The organism is Pseudomonas sp. Leaf58 (assembly GCF_003627215.1).
GTDB lineage: Bacteria > Pseudomonadota > Gammaproteobacteria > Pseudomonadales > Pseudomonadaceae > Aquipseudomonas.
On record NZ_CP032677.1, the window covers coordinates 4,677,255 to 4,695,874 of the forward strand.

Genomic DNA, 18,620 nt, shown 5'->3' on the forward strand with positions numbered 1-18,620 from the left:
GGTGGTTCACCCTAAAGTGCGATTCGCGCCCGGAGGCTCGCACGGTCATTCGCCAGAATGATGGACGCCCTCTAAACAATCCGCCTAGTGCGGCTGCCCGCTAACCCTTTAGCCCTGCAGCAACGAACCTGCTCGGCCAACGTCTTGCGCCAACCGTTCGCCCGTCTCTTTTCCAGAAAAGAGACGGGCGCTCCTACCACTGCTGCAGCCCTCATCGCACATGGCTTTGCGGCAATTCCCCGCGTGACAATCGGCGTGACAAACGCCGATGTCACCAGCAACAGCGCTGCAGATGATGGTGCCGCAGACCAGGGAATGGACTGCACCTGACTGACAGTCAGGCATGCCCCGGTCATCGCATTGCTGCTTGCACCCGGCTCAGGATCTCGCGGCGCTGGTCTCGTCAGCCAGTGCAGCCTCCACCCGCCCACCGGTAACGGTGCTCAGGAGGCCAGATCATGAGATGCCCTTGCTCCTGGTCGTAAGGAGCCGCCAGTCCCGCGTCAGTGGACACCCTCACAGGTCGCAGGGGCCTTGATCCCTGATAACACTCAGCATTCTTGGCGGGATGACGTGAGGGAGAGGTCGGTAATTTATGGAGGAAGGCTATGCAACTGCGCGAAGTACAAGGGCCACCACGCCCCTTGTTGGAACAGCAGATAACGGCCCTGCCCTACCCGGTCGCGGCGCTGGGCGATCTAATGGGGCCTGCCGTGGAACGCATGGCCGATGTGATCGGCGTGCCCTGCGCCATGGCCGCGCAATCTGTTCTAGCCACGGCAGCTTTGGCGAGCCAGGCGCACGCCAATGTTCACCTCGACGGTCGAATTTATCCGTTGTCGCTGTACTTACTGACGGTGGCTTGTTCGGGTGATCGCAAAAGCGCGGTGGACCATATTGCGCTGCAGGCCGTACGCGACTGGGAAAGACAGCAGTGGATCGCCTATGGCGAACAGCTCAAGGCGCATCGAGCTGCAATGAGCCTCACCGCGAAGTCACCGACCTCGAAAAAGTCAGCACAGCTAGCGCTGGACGCCCAACCTGAACCCGTCCAACCGAGACTCCTCAGTGCTGAGCCGACCATTGAGGGCCTGGTCAAAAGCCTGTGCCACGGTTTGCCCAGCATGGGCCTGTTCAGCGATGAAGGCGGCCAGTTCTTGGGCGGCAGCACCATGAGCAAGGACAACATGATCAAGGCGATCACTCACTTGTCGACGCTGTGGGACGGCAGCCCGATTGATCGGTCGCGCGCGATGGCAGGGGAAAGTCTGCGTGCCTATGACCGCCGTCTCAGCATGCACTTGATGCTTCAACCCCGCCTGGCAGAACGCTTGCTGCTGGACGCTGATATCAAAGACCAGGGCATCCTGGGACGCTGTCTGATCAGTTGGCCAGAGCGTCTGGTTGGACAACGACTGTACAAAGCCATCGACCTGACCCGAGATCCAAAGGTGCACCTGTACCAGCGGCGCATTGCCGCACTCATGCAGAAGCCATGGTCACGCCATAAAGACGGCGGCCTCAACCCTGTAACCCTAGAGTTAAGCCCCCGCGCCCGTGAAGCATGGATTGCCATTCACGACACCATTGAATGCGAGTCTGGGGAATTCGGCGAGCTGGTCAACGTGCAAGCTGCTGCGGGCAAAGCCGCCGCGAACGTTCTACGCATGGCTGGTGTGATGGCGGTGGTTGAAGAATTGACTATCTTGGAAGAAATGCACATTCAGCGCGCCTCTACGCTGATGGATTACTACCTGGCCGAGAACCAACGACTGACTGAACAGGAGCCACTGAATAAGCTTCGCGCAGAGGCCGACTGCCTGCTTCGCTGGTTGATAAAGAAGAACTGGCCACCGTTTCGCCTCCGCGACATCACACGCAACGGCCCTCGCTTTGCCCGTAAAAGCACGCGGCACACCTTCGAGTTATTGCTGCAACTGGTTGCCCATAACTGGCTGAACAATGACGGGGACATATTCGAGGTGCGCCATGTTCCGACTCAATGACGCCGTGCGCCGATATCGAGCGCAACATCGCTCGCCGACCGAGCTACGGTGTGTCGCCGCAACTGCCACCACTTTGTCGCCACGTGCCAATCCAGATGCGGCGGGGCTTGTCGCCAGTGTCGCCGCTGTCGCCGCTCCAACATCTGAGTCAACCGACCTCGCTCGGCTTATCGAGCAGTTGCAAGAAGAAGGGGCTTTGCTGCAACACAGTCAAAATGCCCTCCTCATCCGCCCAGCACACTGGGGACAGTTGGACACCATCGCCCCCCACTGGAAAGCCTTGCTGCTGCGCCTACAAACCAATGATCAAGGTGAAGACAATGGCGCTGGTCGGTCGGCGTGACGGTCGCAACTTTGGCTACGGCCGCCAAATGAGCTATGCCGGTCGGCAGGCACTCGAGGATATGTTCGCAGGCGGCCACTTCGCCACCGTCAAAGCACACAGCGATCGCTGGCAAGCCTTCGTGCGCTGGTGCCGTTCAAAGGATGGCCCTCGCTACAACGATGCTCGGCAGATCGATCGACAGACACTAAATGACTACGCCGATTACCTGCGCCAGCAGATCCAGCAAGGCGAGCTGTGCGTCGCCACCGCGCAAAACCGCCTGAGCAGCGTCAACCGCACCCTCGCTGCGCTGCGCGGTGATCTGGACGTGAGAATTGTCAGTCCGAGCGAAGCATTGGGACAGCAGCGATCCATCGTTCGCACCCGTGCGCCGGATGGCCAAGACTATTCAAAACGTTCAACGAATAGCGCAGGTGCTGACACAACAGCGACATGAGCGGGTAGCAGCGATTGTCATGCTGGCCCGGACTACCGGAATGCGCCTGCGCGAAGCGATCCTGGCGGACCTGCCACGCTTGCACCGGGAAGCCGAGTACTTAGGCCGCATCAATATACAGGACGGTACCAAAGGCGGCCGCTCAGGGGCTTCAGCTCCGCGTTGGGTCATCGCAAATGAGGAGGTAAAGGCGGCACTACAGTTGGCGCGTGAAGCGTCGCCGACCGGCAGCCGCAACTTACTGGCCCGGGATGAAACCTACGCCGTGTTCATGCAGCGGACTGTGCTCCCTGCTCGCGCAACATTGCATGAGTACGGATTAAAGGGGTTCCATGAACTGCGTGCGGCATACGCCTGCAAACGTTACGAGCAACTTACAGGCCTCGCAGCTCCGATCAATGGTGGCCACGGTTGTCGCACAGACCGCGATCTTGATCATCAGGCACGCCTACAGATCAGCCTTGAGCTGGGGCACAACCGGATAGATGTGGTTTCGGCCTACATTGGTGGACGATCATGAGCAAACCTTTTGATATGACGCTGTTCCTGAGCGGCACCCTGGCCGGCTCGAGAACAACCCAGCAACGCCACCTACGCCAAGCCCGAATCATGCAGGCTGCCATTCAACAGCGATGGCATCGAAATAATCCGTGGACCTGGCAGCTAAAGCATGTGCGCTGGTTTCTTACCCAGTACCTGAAGGATCATTCCGACGCCAGCAGGTATCACTATCGTCTCACTGCTGCATTGATCTTGAAGCGCAGGGGAGCCATCGGGCGCTGACATTATATTAGAGGGATATGAGTCAGTATTAGCTGCCGAAGTCTTGTTAAGACCAAACGTTACAATTCACTCCCCTGCGAAATAATCGCTGTCCAACTGCTTCACCTCGTACACCTGCTTAATGCTCACACCCAAGTTGTTCTCGACCATCAGTCGCGCCAGCTCGACACCGTCGATCAGCACCACTTTGATATCCAGCCCCAGCGCTGCAGCACGGGCGCCATCCGAGAAATCCGACGTGGTGATAAACACGCCTTTGCGGGCACGCTGGCGTGTCAAAGCGCCGATAAATTTGTCGATTTCCGGACGGTGCACAGTGTTGGTCCAGCGCTTGGCCTGCAGATAAATCACGTCAAGGCCGAGCTTGTCTTCTTTAATAATCCCGTCAATCCCATCATCATTGGTTGCCTGGGTTGCCTTACCGGCTTCCTTACGCGATCCGCCGTAGCCCATGGCGATCATGAGATCGACCACCAACTGCTCAAAAAAGCTGGGGGTAGCGGCCCGGACTTGCACTAACAGCTCATCTGCCAGTGACTGTACCAATGCTTGATGCGCTTCTGCCAACTGCTCGTCAGGCGTGGTTTCAGCAACCTCGACAGGTAGCAGGGCAGGCGCGTCAAGCTCTTGCGGTTTGGCGGTATGGAAGTCTGCGAATTCAGGGAACTGCTTCAGCCAACTAACCGTGATGCGCTCCGGGCCATCGGCCAAAGTAGTGAGGCCGCGCGGCGTAATCTGCACCATCCCCTTAGTAGGAATGCACAGCAGTCCCGCTTTGTTCAAGTAAGTACGTGCCCAGCCCACTCGGTTGTTGATTACTGTCTGATGGCCAGAGGGCAGCCGCTCTTTGCGCTCCTCCTCGGTAAGTTGAAACCGCTCGGCCACCTGCTCGCGCACCTCGTTGAGTGGCATCGGCATACCATTTTGCACAGTGGCCAGCACAGGCCGCATCACACTTTGAAAATCAGGAATTGCCATCGTTGCATCCTATCCTTACACGCGGTGTTCAGGCACCGTGCAAGCCGCTCTGATCAAATCCAGCCGCTGTCTTCAGCATCTTCAAAATCACCAGCGCAAACGCCCGACTCTTCGTCTCGTTATCCAGCACCTCCAGCGAGAGTTTCTCGTGGTCGGTCATGGCGTCCAGCACGGTGTCCAACACGCGTTTGGGGAACAGGCCGTGCATCACTTGATCCACCGAGTGGTTGTTCACCTGGGCCATCACATCTTCCTGGCGGCTGATGCGCTGGGCGATGCCGGTAAGGAACTGCAGTTGGTCGTCTTCACTCACCTCGGCTCCGAAGATATCGTTCAGCGCCTCGATGATTTCCGATAAGCGCTTCTTCTCCGGATCATGGGGCTTGCCGCTGCCCACATCACTACTAGGTTTGAGGGTGTATTCGCCGGTTTCCTCGTTCAGGCGCAGCTGATGCTCGGCGCGCTTGCTCAGACGGTAGTGGCTCAGTTGCAACTCGCCTACATCCACGTCGTCTTGTTGTAGTCGATCCACGCGCAACAGCGGGTGCAGGTGTTTGGCGTACACGCAGAGCTGCTCCAGTTCACGGTCCTCGTAGGGCACAATCTGCGAGAGGAACTCGTACAGGCGCACAAAGCTCTGCAGGTTTTTACGGAACAGGTCGAGTTGATCGATTTGCTCGCCGGCCTCTTTCAGCGCGTGCTCGGCTTTTTTCAGGCCGCTACTGTCGCCGTTAGCCTCGGCCATGCGTTTGAAGTTCAGCGCCTGCTGGCGCGACTCCACCGAGAAGGCGTAGCGCTTGGCAAAGCGCTCCTTGGCCGGTGTGCAATAGTAGCTGAGCTTGCTGGCCGCCGCCTTGGGGTCGAAGAAGGCCATGGCGAACGCCTCGACCTCCTGCCAGTGATAGATCCCCTCTGCATCCAACTTCTTCTGCAGGTCATAGATGATCTGCGGGTCGGTCACATCGGTCAGCTCGGCCTTGGTGTAGTACGGCAAGAAGGCGTCGAGAATATCCTGCGGCTCGTTGAAGAAGTCGAGGATGAAGGTTTCCTTGCTATCCCCGAAGGTGCGGTTCAGTCGCGACAGGGTCTGCACGCAGTCCACGCCTTGCAGCTTCTTGTCCACGTACATGGCGCAGAGCTTGGGTTGATCGAAGCCGGTCTGGTACTTGTTGGCCGCGATCATCACATTGAAGTCCTGGGTATCGAAGGCGTCCGCCAGGTCACGGCCATTCAGGCCGGCGTTGAGCAGGCTGCTGCTTTCCGTCACCTCTTCGGGGATCACCTCATCCGGCAACACGCTGCCGGAGAACGCCACCAGCGGGTGGACATCGCGGTACCCCATCTGCTGCACATAGGCTTTGACGGCTAACTGGTAGCGCACTGCTTCCTGACGGCTGCTGGTCACCACCATAGCCTTGGCCTGGCCATTCAGCAGACCACGGATATTGGCGCGGAAGTGCTCGACGATCACCTCGACCTTCTGGCTAATGTTGTACGGGTGCAAACGCACCCAACGGGCCAGTTTGATGCGCGCCTGTTTGCTGTCCACCTCGTCGTCTTCGCCGTCCGGGTGAGCGATCTTCCAGGCGGTGCTGTAGGTGGTGTAGTTGCGCAGCACGTCGAGGATAAAACCTTCCTCGATGGCCTGGCGCATGGAGTACAGGTGAAACGCCTCCGGCTTGTTGCTGGCACTAACCGGCAGGGTTGGGTCGGCCGGGCGACCGAACAGCTCCAGAGTCTTGGCCTTGGGCGTGGCGGTAAAGGCGTAGTAGCTGATGCGCTCATTTGGTTGGCGCGCCTGCACGGCGGCGTCCAACAGCTCTTCGGCGGTCACTTCTTCGCCATCCATAACATCGCTGCCAAGTATCTGCTTCAGCTTGCTAGCCGATGAGCCGGTTTGCGAGGAGTGCGCCTCGTCGGCGATCACCGCATAGCGCCCGCTGGCCAGCTTGGGGTACTTGTCCAGCGCATCGAACAGCGCCGGGAAGGTCTGGATGGTGACGATGATGATGCGGGTCTGCTCAGCCAGCGCCTCGGCCAGTTGTTCGGATTTGCTCTGGTTACCGACATCGCGGCTGATCGGTTTGACCACACCCTGGGCGTGCTCGAACTGGTAGATGGTGTTCTGCAACTGGCTGTCCAGCACCGTGCGGTCGGTTACAACGATCACCGAGTTGAACAGGCGCTGGCCGGCATCATCGTACAACGAGGCGAGTTGATGGGCGGTCCAGGCGATGGAGTTGGACTTGCCCGAGCCGGCGCTGTGCTGGATAAGGTAGCGCTTACCTGGCCCCTCGGCACGGGTGGTGTTGATTAGCGCATTGACCACTTCCCACTGGTGGTAGCGTGGGAAGATCATCGTTTCCTTGGTCACCGGCGTACCGTCAAAGCTTTCGCTGGTTTTCCTGTCTAGGTGCAGAAAGCGCCCCAAAACCTTGAGCCAGGCATCCGGCTGCATGAGGCGTTTCCATAGGTAACTGGTGGCGTATTGGCTGTCATCTTCCGGCATCGGGTTGCCTGCACCGCCTTCCACGCTGCCGAGGTTAAACGGCAGAAAGAAGGTGTCTTTACCTGCCAGCTTGGTGGTCATCGCCACTTCGTGTTGGCCCACAGCAAAGTGCACAAGCGCGCCGCGCTTAAAGGTCAGCAATGGCTCGGGCTTGCGTGTGAGCGGGTCTTTAACCGGGCGGTCGTAGCGGTACTGGCGCTTGGCGTTTTCCACCGATTGTTTGAACTCGCTTTTCAGCTCCAGCGTGGCGGTGGGGATGCCATTGACGAACAACACCAGATCCAGCCGTGGGTTGTAGCTCTGCCCATTGCTACCAGCCTCGCGCGCATGCGGCGAATAGGGCACCTCCGGCACCACGCGTAGGCGGTTGCACTGGTAGCGCTTGAGGGTGTCCGGGTTCATGCCGTGGTCGGGCTGGAAGCTGCACAGTTCCACCTTCACCGCCGGCAGTTTAAAGCCATGGCGCAGCACATCCAGCGTGCCGCTCTGCTCCAGCTCACGCACCAGCTTTTGCACCAGTACAGCGTCCGGGTCAGCCGGATTGGCCTTAGCGAACTTTTCCCAACGTTCCGGCCAAGCCTCCTTGAAGTAACCCAGCACATCTTCGGTATACAGTGCCGTGCGCCGGTCATAGCCGCTGGCGGTGCCGACCAGCCAACCTTGGGCGGCCAGGGCGTCGATGATGTCTTGCTGAAATTGCGCTTCCTTGCTGTCCGCCATTACACGGCCTCTTGTACTGATTCGGGGGATGGCGCGCTGGCCGGTGGCTGCCAGCCGCGCACGTCGATTTTACCTGTGACGGCGGCGGAAATAAGGGCGGAGCGGCGTTCTTGAAGGAGACCTATGACATTCTCCGCTTCATAAATGAGAGCATCATTCTTTTCTGACTCTCGCTGGATATGCGAGACAATTTCATCCTGCTCCTTGATTGATGGAGCAAGGCACTCAATCATTCCCAATTTACTAGATTTGATGCCTAGGGCTGTGGAGCCTGTTGCCAGAGTTTCAAGTCGAGCCTGGCAATTTGTGCTCATAAACCAAAACATCAGGTAATGGTTCCGCATCACATTCGCTTCGCCTCTGAACTTAACAATTCGCTGAGCAAGTGCGATGTCCGTTCGATCAATCAACGCAACTTGACCAAGAGGAGCCTCCATAGTGAACAACAAGTCTCCTATCTCGGGCCGCCCTCTAGCAAGTAATGATTCCGCAGACTCAGGGTCAGCATATTCTTCGGATGCCTCATAGTCGATCCGACCATTCCGAATATTTCTAGCCGTGACTAGAAAAATACCGTTGTCCACTTTTGTAGGTGTTCTTCCGCGGTAATCCACAACTGGGCCAATAAAACGTGTCAGACCGCCGACCTCCCAATGCGCCGGCACCTCGCCTAGCCATTCCACGCCAGAGTCCTTCATCGGTACTGTGGGATCGAGGCCTTTGGTAACGGCGTGAGAGATCAGGGCCTGGCGCTTTTCCTTGAGCAGTTCGATCAATCGTTGTTGCTCTTCGATCAATGCGTCAATGCGGGCGGTTTCGTGGTCAAGAAAGCGGGCAATTTGGGTTTGTTCGACTCGAACAGGAAAGCAAAACCGCTCCTGCAAGTAGGACTCAGCATCGAGATTCTGGATACCAGTAACCTGCTTCACCGATGGATAGTTAACCCGGCCGTCGTAAAGATTACCGAAGGCATAACAAAGGAACTGGCTATCAAACTCCGCGAGCGGTCGCATTCTCGCTACGAAGTTGGAAGTAACGGCTTCAAATTCATGTGTGAACAAAACGACACAGCCAACCAGCGTTTTCTCCCCGCCCCCAGACTTCTCGATCAGCAAATCACCTGACTTAATCAGTCTGGACTGTCTCTCTTTAGGCGTGATGCTTCGGTAGGTCAGCTTGTCTAATCCAACAGTCGAAAAAGATCGTTCAAAGTCGGCAACTCGGATGACTGCAATATCATTCTCGCCATCAGGTTCATTGCCCCATAAGCCGTTTATGCACCCATCCACGGTACGTTTTAGTGAGTAAACTGGCCAATGCTGAGGTACCTCGCCTAGCCATTCCACTCCCGAATCCTTGTAAGCCGGATACGCTGGAAACGTGCAAGGGCGTTCCTTGCCCTCGCTCTGTGGGCCTACGGCTGCGTCGTTTTTCAAATTTGCTACCGACAAATTTGTCATGCCGACAGCCCCTCAATCATCTGCTTGATACGGTCTGTGCAGGCTTTCAAGTCACGGTCGATCTCATCCAGCGGGCGCGGCGGTTGGAACACGTAGAAGTGGCGGTTGAAGGGGATCTCAAAGCCGACGATTCCGACTTCGCCATCCTGCTCATCCCGCTTGGTCTCGTCGATCCAGGCATCCGGCACATGGGGTTTCACTTCGCGTTCGAAGTAGTCGAACACCGACTCACCCAGCGGCACGTTCTCGTTGTCGCGCAGGCCGGCGTCTGCTTCTGGCTGGCCCTTGGCCATGCAGATATCCGCTTCGGAGTCGCGCTCACTCAGGGCGCTCATCAGGGCTTTTAGCTCCGGTGTGCTGAGGCTAATGCTGTGCGTGATGAAGGCTTTTTTCAGCAGTTTGCTGAACTGCTCGCGGTTGCGGTGCATCACGCTGGCATCTATCGTTTGCAGGGCGGCCAGCAGGTGCTGCTGAGAGGCGCTATCAAGTTTTTGCAGGGCTTTTTCTTCCAGCACCTTAGCAATGCGCTCAGCGCTGGTTTGGAAGTTGAGGCGCAGGGGGCGCTCAACAGTGATACGGCGGTAGCCGAAGGCGTCAATTGGGAAAATTTTGCTCTGCGCGGTTTGCTCAAAGCTGCCATACAGGCGTACCAGCTCGCTGATTTGATCCTCGGTGATGTACTGGCGCTTGCTGCCCAGCGACTTGCGCATTTTGGCGTAGTGCTGGCTGCCGTCGATCAACTGCACCTTGCCCTGGCGAGCAGCGGTCTTGTGGTTGCTGAGTATCCACACATAGGTGGCGATGCCGGTGTTGTAGAACATGTCGGTAGGCAACGCGACGATGGCTTCGACCAGATCGTTCTGCAGCAGGTAGCGGCGTATCTCCGACTCACCCGAACCCGCGCCGCCGGTAAACAGCGGCGAGCCGTTGAGGATGATGCCGATGCGCGAGCCACCGTCGCGCGGGTCACGCATCTTGCTTACCAGGTGCAGGAGGAACAGCAGCGAACCGTCGGACACGCGCGGCAGGCCCGGGCCAAAGCGGCCGTCGAAGCCTTTATGGTTGTGCTCGTCGGTGATCTGCTTTTGCACCTTCTTCCATTCCACGCCGAACGGCGGGTTGCTGAGCATAAAGTCGAAGCGTTTGTCGGCCAACTGGTCGTTGGACAGGGTGTTGCCGAGCTTGATGCTGGCCACGTCCTGGCCCTTGATCAGCATGTCAGCCTTGCAGATAGCGTAGGACTCGGGATTGAGCTCCTGGCCGTGCAGCGACACGCTGACCTTCTCGCTGATGGACTGGATGTACTCATCCCCCTCCGACAGAAAGCCGCCGGTGCCGGCGGTTGGGTCATAAATGGTGACGATGCTGTTGGGCGCGAGCTTGTGGTCCTGATCGGTGATCACCAGCGAGGTGGTGAGGTGCACGATATCGCGCGGGGTGAAGTGCTCCCCAGCGGTTTCATTTGAGCTTTCCGCGAATTTGCGAATCAGCTCTTCAAAGATGATGCCCATGCCAAAGTTGCTGATGAACTCGGGGCTCAGATCGGTTGCCGCGAAACGCTGCGCCACCTGGTACAGCAGGTTGGCGGTTTCCAACTGCTGAACGAAATCTTCGAAGTGGAAGTGCTCGAAGATCTCGCGGGCATCCTTGCTGAACGCCTGCACGTAGCTCATCAGGTCGGCGGCAGTCTGGGTGTCGGACAGGGTGCCGAGGGTCAACGATGAGGAGTTGAAGAACTGCTGGCCAGCGGCGCGCAGCATGTACATTTCACGTACGGTGTCCGGGCGGCCTTCCTGAGCGTAGGACTCGTAAATCACGGCATCCTTGGTCGGCGCCAGCACACACTCCATACGCCGCAGCAGGGTGAATGGCAGGATGATGCGGCCGTACTGGGACTGCTTGAAATCACCACGCAGTAGGTCGGCAATCGACCAGAGAAAGGCGGCCGTCTGGGAATGATTTTCCGTGTTCACTCAATAATTCCTTGGAATACACAGGCAAAAGGGTGAGTTTAACCTTTCGAGCCGACTGAATGTCACAGCCCGAGGGCTCATGGGCGGCCTGGATGCCGCGCACATTAAGCCTCAGAACGTCCAGTGCCAACACTTGACGTGCGAACAGGTAAATAATCCACTCAGTTACCACTGACGCACCCGCCCTAGCTCGCAGGTTCTTGCGGATTGGCACGCTTGGAGATGAGCGCACCTGTACCCATAATTGACATATCAATGCGTGTTCAGCACGGCCTCAAAATCAGAAGCCTGCAGCTCCGAGGTCCCACTCAACATATCTCGCGCCAACGCTCGCCGCTTACTCAGCAGCTCGTTCAGCGTCGCTTCAAACGTCGGCATCGTCGCATCCCGAACCGTCGGGTAGTACACATACACATCCTTCTGCTGCCCGATCCGATAGGCCCGATCGGTCGCCTGATCTTCCTTGGCCGGGTTCCAGCAGCGCGTGAAGTGAATGACGTGGTTGGCGGCCTGCACGTTCACCCCGAATCCGACGGCGATAGTGGACAGGATGATGACGGCGAAACCTGGCAGCTCCTGGAATTGATCGATCAGCCTCTGCCGGCTATTAGAGCTCTGACTGCTGGTACTGGTATCGCCATTGATGACCGTCGCCCGAAAGCCGAAATGCTGCTGAATTGCGTGCTGCAATTCCCGCTGAATATCTCGCAACTCGGTAAAGAGGATGACCTTGTCGCCGTTGCCGGCCCTTTTGATCGACTCGAGCGTCTGCATCAGCCACTGAAGCTTCGGCGAGGTGTCGCGCAACCTCGTGTCTGGCTGAACGCTGTATCGACGCTGGCGTTAACCTGTTCAGGCGTGCTCGGGTCGAAGTGCTGAAGACCTAGCATCAGGCCGAAGAAGGTTCCGACGATCCCGATACCGGTCAAGATACCCGGTAGGTGCTTATAGAACTCGGTCCCCAGCGGGGTATCAACACTGATGCGTCAAAGACCAATCCAGTTGGATCAATGACAGCACCTTGCCAAGCGCGCGCTTCGGGGTGCCACAAACTCGGAATGGGCGGGCGCACCACGTGCTCCCTAGAACCTTCCGTGGACAAATGGTGGGAGATAATGTCCTTATGCCAGCACCTTAGCTTGAGCCTTAACTGTCGTAAAGCTGAAAGCTCAACCCCTATATTCGGCATCCTGAAGCGAAGCGATTTCCCATCTACCCGCTTAGCTTGAGAGCAGCCCTCTAGGTACATCTGATCGGGGTGAAAAACCTCAGGCAAGTGCAGTGCAAGCTGATGGCGGGCTATGCCTTCAGTTCGATGCGCCGCGTCGGTGTCGAGCCGGGCCGACGATCGGATCAGGAGCTCGCGCAGGTCAGTCGAAGCAGGCTGACGCTTCGACCAGGTCGACCGCGATTTGGGCGCAGGTCTACTTACAGTCGTCACTGTTGTTTGTTGGCAAGCTAGGAATAGGTTTCTCAGTATTCCAGTTGGTATTCCAGGCTAAAATGCAAACCGAAATTAAGCCTATTAATCAATATATTAATCAGTCGATTCAACTTACCCCGGCACTGCCAGATCAAATAACACCTTAAACAGGCCCTTCTTTACACGCACCATTTACCCACCACCAGCCCCCATCACCACCCCAAAGCCAATAAGCATCCCCCCCCGACAACCTCCCAACAACCCGCCCTCCCCGCTCACTCGCCATCCAGCCCCGCGCCCCATTAGCCAGCAATGCATACCCCCCCATGCACCACCATTACAATGCCGCCATACGACGCCACCAACACCAAAAACTGCCCAGCAAACCCCACCTGCGGCTGAATGAACTGCGGAAACACCGCCAAAAAAAAGAACACCGCCTTAGGGTTCAGCAACTGCACCGACAACGCCTCAACAAAGCGCCGCCAAGGCGGTGAAGCTGGCGCCTCTTGCGGCACCAACCCTTGGCTACGCCACATACGCACACCCAGGTACAACAGGTACCCCGCCCCCGCATACTTGAGCACGCTAAACGCCACAGCCGAAGTTGCCATAACCAACCCAACACCACTCGCCGCCAGCCCCGCCACAACAAACGCGCCCAGCACAATGCCGAAAATGCCAGGCAATGCCCCCACCCAGCCGTGGCGCAGCGCAAAGGAAAGCGTCAGCAGCACCCCAGGCCCAGGGCTCATTACCGTCAGTGTCGCCATCAACAAGAACAACCCATAACCCGTCATCACTCAATCCCCTGGCCACGCATGATTGGCGAGCGGCACCCGCCGCGACAAACGCTTTAATTGCACCGCTGATGTGACTAAATTAGACACATGCTCACTCAGCTCCCACCTCTGAACGCCGTGCGTGCCTTCGCCGCCGCCGCGCGTCACCAAAGTTTCAGCCGTGCTGCCGAAGAGCTGCACGTAAGCCACAGTGCCATCAGCCGCCATATCAAGCTGCTCGAAGGGCGGCTGGGCGTGGCGCTGTTCGAGCGGCGCACGCGGCAGTCGGTGCTCACCCCGGCCGGCCAGGCGTTTTACGAACAGGTCAGCCAGGCCCTGGCGCAAATCGCCAACGCTGCCAACGCACTGACGCAAAAGGGCTCTCCCGCCAAGGTCACCATCAACGTTCGCCCATCGTTCGCGGTGCGCTGGCTGATCCCTCGGCTGCCGGGTTTCATGCAACAGCATCCGGGCATCCACCCCGAAGTGCTCACCAGCACCCTGGCGCCGAATGCTGCGCGGGAGGCGTTCGACGTCATCATTCGGCGCGGCAATAGCGACTGGTCAGCTACGGTGCAGCCACACCCGTTGATGGAAGATCACCTTCGATTGGTGGCTGCGCCGGCATTGCTGCAGGCGTTGCCCATCACTACCCCGGCAGACCTGCTGGCACATACGTTACTGGCAGGCAAAACGCGGCCTGACGATTGGCTGCAGTGGAACCGGCTGGCGGGCCTGCGCAAGCCAGGCCGTCAGGCTGTGCTGACGTTCGACCACATGCACTTGGTGCTGCAAGCGGCCGTCGATGGCCTGGGCGTGGCCTTGTGCCCGGCCTCGCTGCTGGGAACGGACCTGGCCAGCGGGCGTCTTACTTGCCCACTGCCGGCCCTGCGCGTGCCGTTGACGCGCTATTACTTTGGCTTGCGCCACGACGCCACGGAGCAGACCCGCACCTTCATAAACTGGCTGTTCCAACAGTGCGAAGAAGACGCTTTGCCACCCGCTTCATGATTGCCCCCAGGCGCACAGCGGTTAGCCGCATTACGTAGCTTGCTCGGCGCCTGTTTCAACGTTGAGCGGGGGGCGCGCCAGTAGCGCCCCGACGATAATGGCGAACATCAACGCGGCAATGCCTGCGGTTTGCAACACGGCTTGAAACCCGCCGATAAAGGCCTGCCGCGCCAACGGCGCCACCGCCTCACGCAAGCCGGGCTCCAGCAAGGCCAGCGCCGTGTGCAGGTCACCCGCAGCAACCCGCGTGGCCATCGCAGTAACTTGGTGCAATTGCCCGGGCGCCACGCTGGCCATGGCTTCGTAAAGTAGTTGCCCGCTGCGGGCGGCCAGCACGCCACCCAACACACCAATAGCCAGCACAATCGCCCCAAAGCGGGTGGTGGTGCTCAGCCCCGAGGCCATGCCGGTACGTTCACGCGGCACGCAGGCCATGATGTTTTTCTGCGTGTCGCCATTCAGCAACCCGGCGCCAGCGCCCAACACCAGGCTGGCCAAGGCGAATGCGCTAAAGCCGCCATAGCCTGTCGCCCAGGCACACAGCAGGTTGCCCGCGCCCACCAGCACCAGGCCCAGCGCAAACAGCTGTGCCGGGCTCAAGTGCGCGGCCAGGCGCATGCCCAGGCGGGGCGTCAGCAGCATGGCCACGGCAAACGGCAGCATGCCGGCGCCGGCGGCCAGGGCCGACAGCTGCAGGCCGTTTTGCAGGTACAGCGGCAGCAGGGTCATCATCACTTGGGCGCAGGCGGCGTAGGCGAACATGCCCAGCAAGGCGCCGACAAAACGCCCGCTGCGCATCAGCCGCAGGTCGATCATCGGCCGTGCCTGGCTGCGTTCGACCATGACGAACAGGCCGAACAGGAAGGCGCTGATCACCAGCCTGCCCAGGGTTTGTGCACTGCCCCAGCCCACCTGGTTGGCGTCGATCATCGCCCAGATCAGGTAGCCCAGGCTGCCGGCGAAGGTCAGGCTGCCCCATGGGTCGAGCCTGGCAGCGGCGCTGTCGCGCGACTCTTCGACACTGCGCATCACCATTACCGCCAGCAGTGCCACCAACGGTAGGTTGATGTAGAAGATCCAGCGCCAGCCCAGGGTGCTGGCGATTAGCCCGCCCAACAGCGGCGCAAAGGTAATGGTGGCGCCCATGCAGGCGCCCCAGAAAGCCCAGGCGCGCAGGCGCTCTTGCGGCTGGTGGAAGCGGTTGCCGATCGCCGCCAGGGCTGAGGTCAGCAGCAGTGCTGCGCCCACACCCTTGGCGGCCCTGGCCAGGTCGAGGAACAACAAGCTGGGGGCGGCGCCGCAGGCCAGCGAGGCAAGGCCGAACAGGGCAAGGCCGAGCAGCAGCATGCGCCGCCGGCCAAAGCGGTCGGCCAGGCTGCCGGCGGGCAGCAGGCAGGCGGCGAAGGCCAACAGGTAAGCGCTGACCACCCATTCGATATCGGCGAACGAGCCGGACAGGTCGCGGGCGATACTGGGCAGGCTGACCGCGACGATGTTGGTGTCGAGGATGATCAGGGCGCAGACCAGGGAGGCGGTAAGCAGGGTGAAACGCGCAGAGGGCATGGGTGGGCTCCGGGTGCGGAGCTGGTTGGCTTGGGCAATGCTGTTTGCCTGTAAGGTTGCCGGGGCTGCTTTGCCGCCCATCGCAGGCAAGCCAGCGCCTACACGTATGGCGCAGCCCTTAAAGCGGCGCTGTCCCTCCGGCAATCTTTGCCGCCAAGCCACCAGCCTTGTAGTGTTGGCCTCACCATAACGCCGCCAACCCTTAGGCTTGTTAGCCCCGGCGGCCTGCGTCATTACCCTGTAGGTAACACCCATGGAAATCCGCCATTTCCGCTACTTCCTCTGCGTCGCCCGTCACGGTCACTTTACCCGCGCCGCCGAACAACTGGGCATCGCCCCACCCACCCTTAGCCGGCAGATTCAGGACATGGAGCGCGAGCTGGGCGTGCGCCTGTTCGAGCGTAATCAGCGCGAGGTCAACCTCACGGCCGCCGGGCAGGCACTGTTGATCGAGGCCGAACATGCCGTGCGCCAGTTCGACACCGCGCAACTGGGCGCGCAACGTGCTGCCCGCGGTGAAAGCGGGCGTATCGAATTGGGCTATGTGGCCTCGGCCGCGTACTCGGGCATGCTCCAGCAGCAAGTCACCCGCTACAGCGAAACCTGCCCCGGCGTGCGCCTGAACATTCGCGAGCTACCCATGGCCGAGCTGCCCGGCATGGTCCGCGATGGCCTGCTCGACCTTGCCTATGTGCGCTCACCGATGGAGCTGCCCGACCCGCTGCAAGCCATCGCCTTGCAACAGGAAGGCTTCGTCCTCGCCCTGCCCGCCAGCTCGCGGATCAATGAAGTGCCACACATCCCGGCCTCGCGCCTGGCCAATGAAACCTTCATCCTGCCCGAGCAAATCTCCGGCACGCTGGAGGTGGCGGCACAGGGTGGTTTCGTGCCCAGGCTGGGCCCGCAGCCAGGTAGCCTGGTCGCAGTGATCACCCTGGTGTCGCTCGGCCAAGGCATCGCAGTGGTGCCGGAATCGGTGGTGCAGCGCATTAGCCTGGCGCAGGTGAATTACCGGCGGATCGTCGACTGCCAAGCCAGCTCGTGGCTTAGCCTGATCCACCGGCGCTTCGAGAAAGCGCCCGCCGCCATGAGGTACATCGAGATGATGAAGGGCTGACCGCGTACATGGGTCTGAGCAGCGGTGCGGCCTTTTCAGAAACTGAAAAAAAACAAAGGGCAGCCATCCACTGGTGCCCTTTGCCGTTACTGCCAGGTGAACTCAATCACCCCATCGAACGCGCCGCTACCGGCTGCGCATGGCCCCGCGTGGTCACGATCCCCAGGAAGGAAATCACGATTGCCAGGCCCAACGTTGCACTCACTTCCGCGCGGTGCTCAGGCGTGTACATCATCACCGCCAATGCTCCGCCAATGAACAGGATCACCGCCCAGGTGAGGTACGGGAACAGCCACATGCGGAACTTCAGCTCGGTGTTCTCGCGCTCCAGGCGGCGGCGCATGCGCAGCTGCGAGATGGCGATGACCATGTACACCAACAAGGCGATGGCGCCAGAGCTAGCCAGCAAGAACTCGAACACGCCCTTCGGCGCGAAGTAGTTGAGCACGGCAATGGCGGCGCCGATCAGGGTGCTGCCGAATACCGCAGCGCGCGGTACGCCAACCTTGGAGGTTTTGTTGAGGAGGGCTGGGGCGTCACCGCGCTTGGCCAGCGAGTACATCATCCGCGAGGCAATGTAGATCGACGAGTTCATGCAGCTGGTCACTGCCACCAGCACCACCAGGTCAACCATGAAGGCGGCGTTGGGGATGTTCATGATTTCCAGCGCACGCTGGTACGAGCCCACCACGGCCAGTTGTGGGTCGTTCCACGGTACCACCGAGATGATCACGAAGATCGACAGGATGTAGAAGGTGCTGATACGCCAGATCACCGAACGGGTGGCCTTGGCGATGTTGCGCGACGGGTCGCTGGACTCGGACGCGGCGATGGTCACCGCCTCGGTGCCGATGAAGCTGAACATCACGGTGATGAACGCGCCGACCACTGCCGACCAGCCCTTCGGTGCAAAGCCGCCGTGCTCAGCGATCAAGCCACTCAGGCCGCTGACCTCGCGGTTAGGCAACCAGCCCATCAGCGCGGCGAAGCCCAAGCCGATAAAGCCGAGAATGGCCGTGACCTTGAGGATGGCGAACCAGAACTCGAACTCGCCGTACTTGGCGACGCTGAACAGGTTGGTGCAGGCCAGTAGCAGCACCGAGGCCAAGGCAAAGATCCAGCTGTCTACCTGCGGGAACCAGGCGTTCAGCACATGCCCTGCGGCCAGTGCTTCGATCGGGATCACCAGTACCCAAAACCACCAATACAGCCAGCCGATGGTATAGCCGGCCCAACGGCCGATGGCCTGGTCGGCGTAGGTGGAAAACGATCCGGTGTCGGGGTGTGCCACGGCCATTTCGCCGAGCATGCGCATGACCAGTACCACCAGGGTCCCGGCCACGAAATAAGAAATTATGGTTGCTGGCCCGGCCGCCGCGATGGCGTGACCAGAGCCTACGAAAAGTCCTGCGCCGATGATGCCGGCGATGGACAGCATCGTTACATGACGTGGCTTGAAACCTTGTGCAAGGTTGCCATCAGATCCCACGGTGTTCATTGATGTTGTTCTCTT

Annotated in this window: 11 protein-coding genes and 3 pseudogenes; 6 read left to right on the forward strand and 8 right to left on the reverse strand. The window is 59.5% G+C overall.

From position 1 onward, the window contains the following. The first annotated feature begins 608 nt into the window (after nt 1–608). The 4 genes and pseudogenes from DV532_RS21770 (at nt 609) to DV532_RS21785 (ending at nt 3,571) form a co-directional block, all read left to right on the forward strand. Nucleotides 609–2,006: a YfjI family protein gene (locus DV532_RS21770; RefSeq protein WP_056795038.1), complete on the forward strand. Its 1,398-nt coding sequence runs from the start codon at nt 609–611 to the stop codon at nt 2,004–2,006. Further along, nucleotides 1,990–2,349, forward strand: a complete 360-nt coding sequence (locus DV532_RS21775; RefSeq protein WP_082476738.1) for a hypothetical protein — start codon at nt 1,990–1,992, stop codon at nt 2,347–2,349. Before DV532_RS21770 ends, DV532_RS21775 begins: the two co-directional genes overlap by 17 nt. Then, nucleotides 2,327–3,308: pseudogene (locus DV532_RS21780) on the forward strand (integrase domain-containing protein). The gene DV532_RS21775 and the pseudogene DV532_RS21780 overlap by 23 nt, the downstream one beginning before the upstream one ends. Further along, nucleotides 3,305–3,571 (forward strand): hypothetical protein, encoded by a 267-nt coding sequence (locus DV532_RS21785; RefSeq protein ID WP_056795032.1) that lies wholly within the window; start codon nt 3,305–3,307, stop codon nt 3,569–3,571. The pseudogene DV532_RS21780 and the gene DV532_RS21785 overlap by 4 nt, the downstream one beginning before the upstream one ends. 66 nt (nt 3,572–3,637) lie before the next feature. On the opposite strand, the gene DV532_RS21790 is transcribed toward DV532_RS21785, so the two are convergent. The 6 genes and pseudogenes from DV532_RS21790 to DV532_RS21815 all read right to left on the reverse strand — a co-directional run bounded on the left by DV532_RS21790 (nt 3,638) and on the right by DV532_RS21815 (nt 13,434). After that, on the reverse strand, nt 3,638–4,549 hold the full coding sequence (locus DV532_RS21790) for a restriction endonuclease (RefSeq protein ID WP_027614913.1): 912 nt from the start codon (nt 4,547–4,549) through the stop codon (nt 3,638–3,640). A gap of 28 nt (nt 4,550–4,577) precedes the next feature. Continuing rightward, nucleotides 4,578–7,778, reverse strand: coding sequence for a type I restriction endonuclease subunit R (locus DV532_RS21795; RefSeq protein WP_056795028.1), 3,201 nt, complete (start codon nt 7,776–7,778; stop codon nt 4,578–4,580). Then, nucleotides 7,778–9,238, reverse strand: a complete 1,461-nt coding sequence (locus DV532_RS21800; RefSeq protein WP_120715370.1) for a restriction endonuclease subunit S — start codon at nt 9,236–9,238, stop codon at nt 7,778–7,780. Before DV532_RS21800 ends, DV532_RS21795 begins: the two co-directional genes overlap by 1 nt. Beyond that, the gene (locus DV532_RS21805; RefSeq protein ID WP_056795024.1) at nt 9,235–11,211 is read right to left on the reverse strand and encodes a class I SAM-dependent DNA methyltransferase; all 1,977 of its coding nucleotides are present in this window, start codon (nt 11,209–11,211) and stop codon (nt 9,235–9,237) included. The genes DV532_RS21800 and DV532_RS21805 overlap by 4 nt, the downstream gene beginning before the upstream one ends. Nucleotides 11,212–11,463: 252 nt before the next feature. Beyond that, nucleotides 11,464–12,042: pseudogene (locus DV532_RS21810) on the reverse strand (helicase-related protein); the annotation flags it as partial. 784 nt (nt 12,043–12,826) lie between these two features. Next, nucleotides 12,827–13,434: pseudogene (locus tag DV532_RS21815) on the reverse strand (LysE family translocator). Nucleotides 13,435–13,524: 90 nt separating this feature from the next. Here DV532_RS21815 and DV532_RS21820 point away from each other — a divergent pair. Further along, nucleotides 13,525–14,427: a LysR substrate-binding domain-containing protein gene (locus DV532_RS21820; protein ID WP_056795018.1), complete on the forward strand. Its 903-nt coding sequence runs from the start codon at nt 13,525–13,527 to the stop codon at nt 14,425–14,427. A gap of 30 nt (nt 14,428–14,457) precedes the next feature. Here DV532_RS21820 and DV532_RS21825 read toward each other — a convergent pair whose 3' ends face one another. After that, a complete protein-coding gene (locus DV532_RS21825) occupies nt 14,458–15,990 on the reverse strand; it encodes an MFS transporter (protein WP_056796673.1) in 1,533 nt (510 codons plus the stop codon). A gap of 253 nt (nt 15,991–16,243) precedes the next feature. On the opposite strand from DV532_RS21825, the gene DV532_RS21830 reads away from it, so the two are divergent. After that, complete coding sequence (locus DV532_RS21830; RefSeq protein WP_056795016.1) at nt 16,244–17,107, forward strand: LysR family transcriptional regulator; 864 nt, start codon at nt 16,244–16,246, stop codon at nt 17,105–17,107. A 106-nt stretch (nt 17,108–17,213) separates the two neighbouring features. Here the strand turns inward: DV532_RS21830 and DV532_RS21835 are convergent, their stop codons facing one another. Then, a complete protein-coding gene (locus DV532_RS21835) occupies nt 17,214–18,605 on the reverse strand; it encodes an amino acid permease (RefSeq protein WP_056795013.1) in 1,392 nt (463 codons plus the stop codon). Nucleotides 18,606–18,620: the final 15 nt, after the last annotated feature.

Coding starts and splice junctions, on each gene's coding strand:
- DV532_RS21775 (WP_082476738.1), top strand. CDS start 1,990: ATGTTCCGACTCAATGACGCCGTGCGCCGATATCGAGCGCAACATCGC.
- DV532_RS21785 (WP_056795032.1), top strand. CDS start 3,305: ATGAGCAAACCTTTTGATATGACGCTGTTCCTGAGCGGCACCCTGGCC.
- DV532_RS21820 (WP_056795018.1), top strand. CDS start 13,525: ATGCTCACTCAGCTCCCACCTCTGAACGCCGTGCGTGCCTTCGCCGCC.
- DV532_RS21790 (WP_027614913.1), bottom strand. CDS start 4,549: ATGGCAATTCCTGATTTTCAAAGTGTGATGCGGCCTGTGCTGGCCACT.
- DV532_RS21800 (WP_120715370.1), bottom strand. CDS start 9,238: ATGACAAATTTGTCGGTAGCAAATTTGAAAAACGACGCAGCCGTAGGC.
- DV532_RS21835 (WP_056795013.1), bottom strand. CDS start 18,605: ATGAACACCGTGGGATCTGATGGCAACCTTGCACAAGGTTTCAAGCCA.
- DV532_RS21830 (WP_056795016.1), top strand. CDS start 16,244: ATGGAAATCCGCCATTTCCGCTACTTCCTCTGCGTCGCCCGTCACGGT.
- DV532_RS21795 (WP_056795028.1), bottom strand. CDS start 7,778: ATGGCGGACAGCAAGGAAGCGCAATTTCAGCAAGACATCATCGACGCC.
- DV532_RS21770 (WP_056795038.1), top strand. CDS start 609: ATGCAACTGCGCGAAGTACAAGGGCCACCACGCCCCTTGTTGGAACAG.
- DV532_RS21825 (WP_056796673.1), bottom strand. CDS start 15,990: ATGCCCTCTGCGCGTTTCACCCTGCTTACCGCCTCCCTGGTCTGCGCC.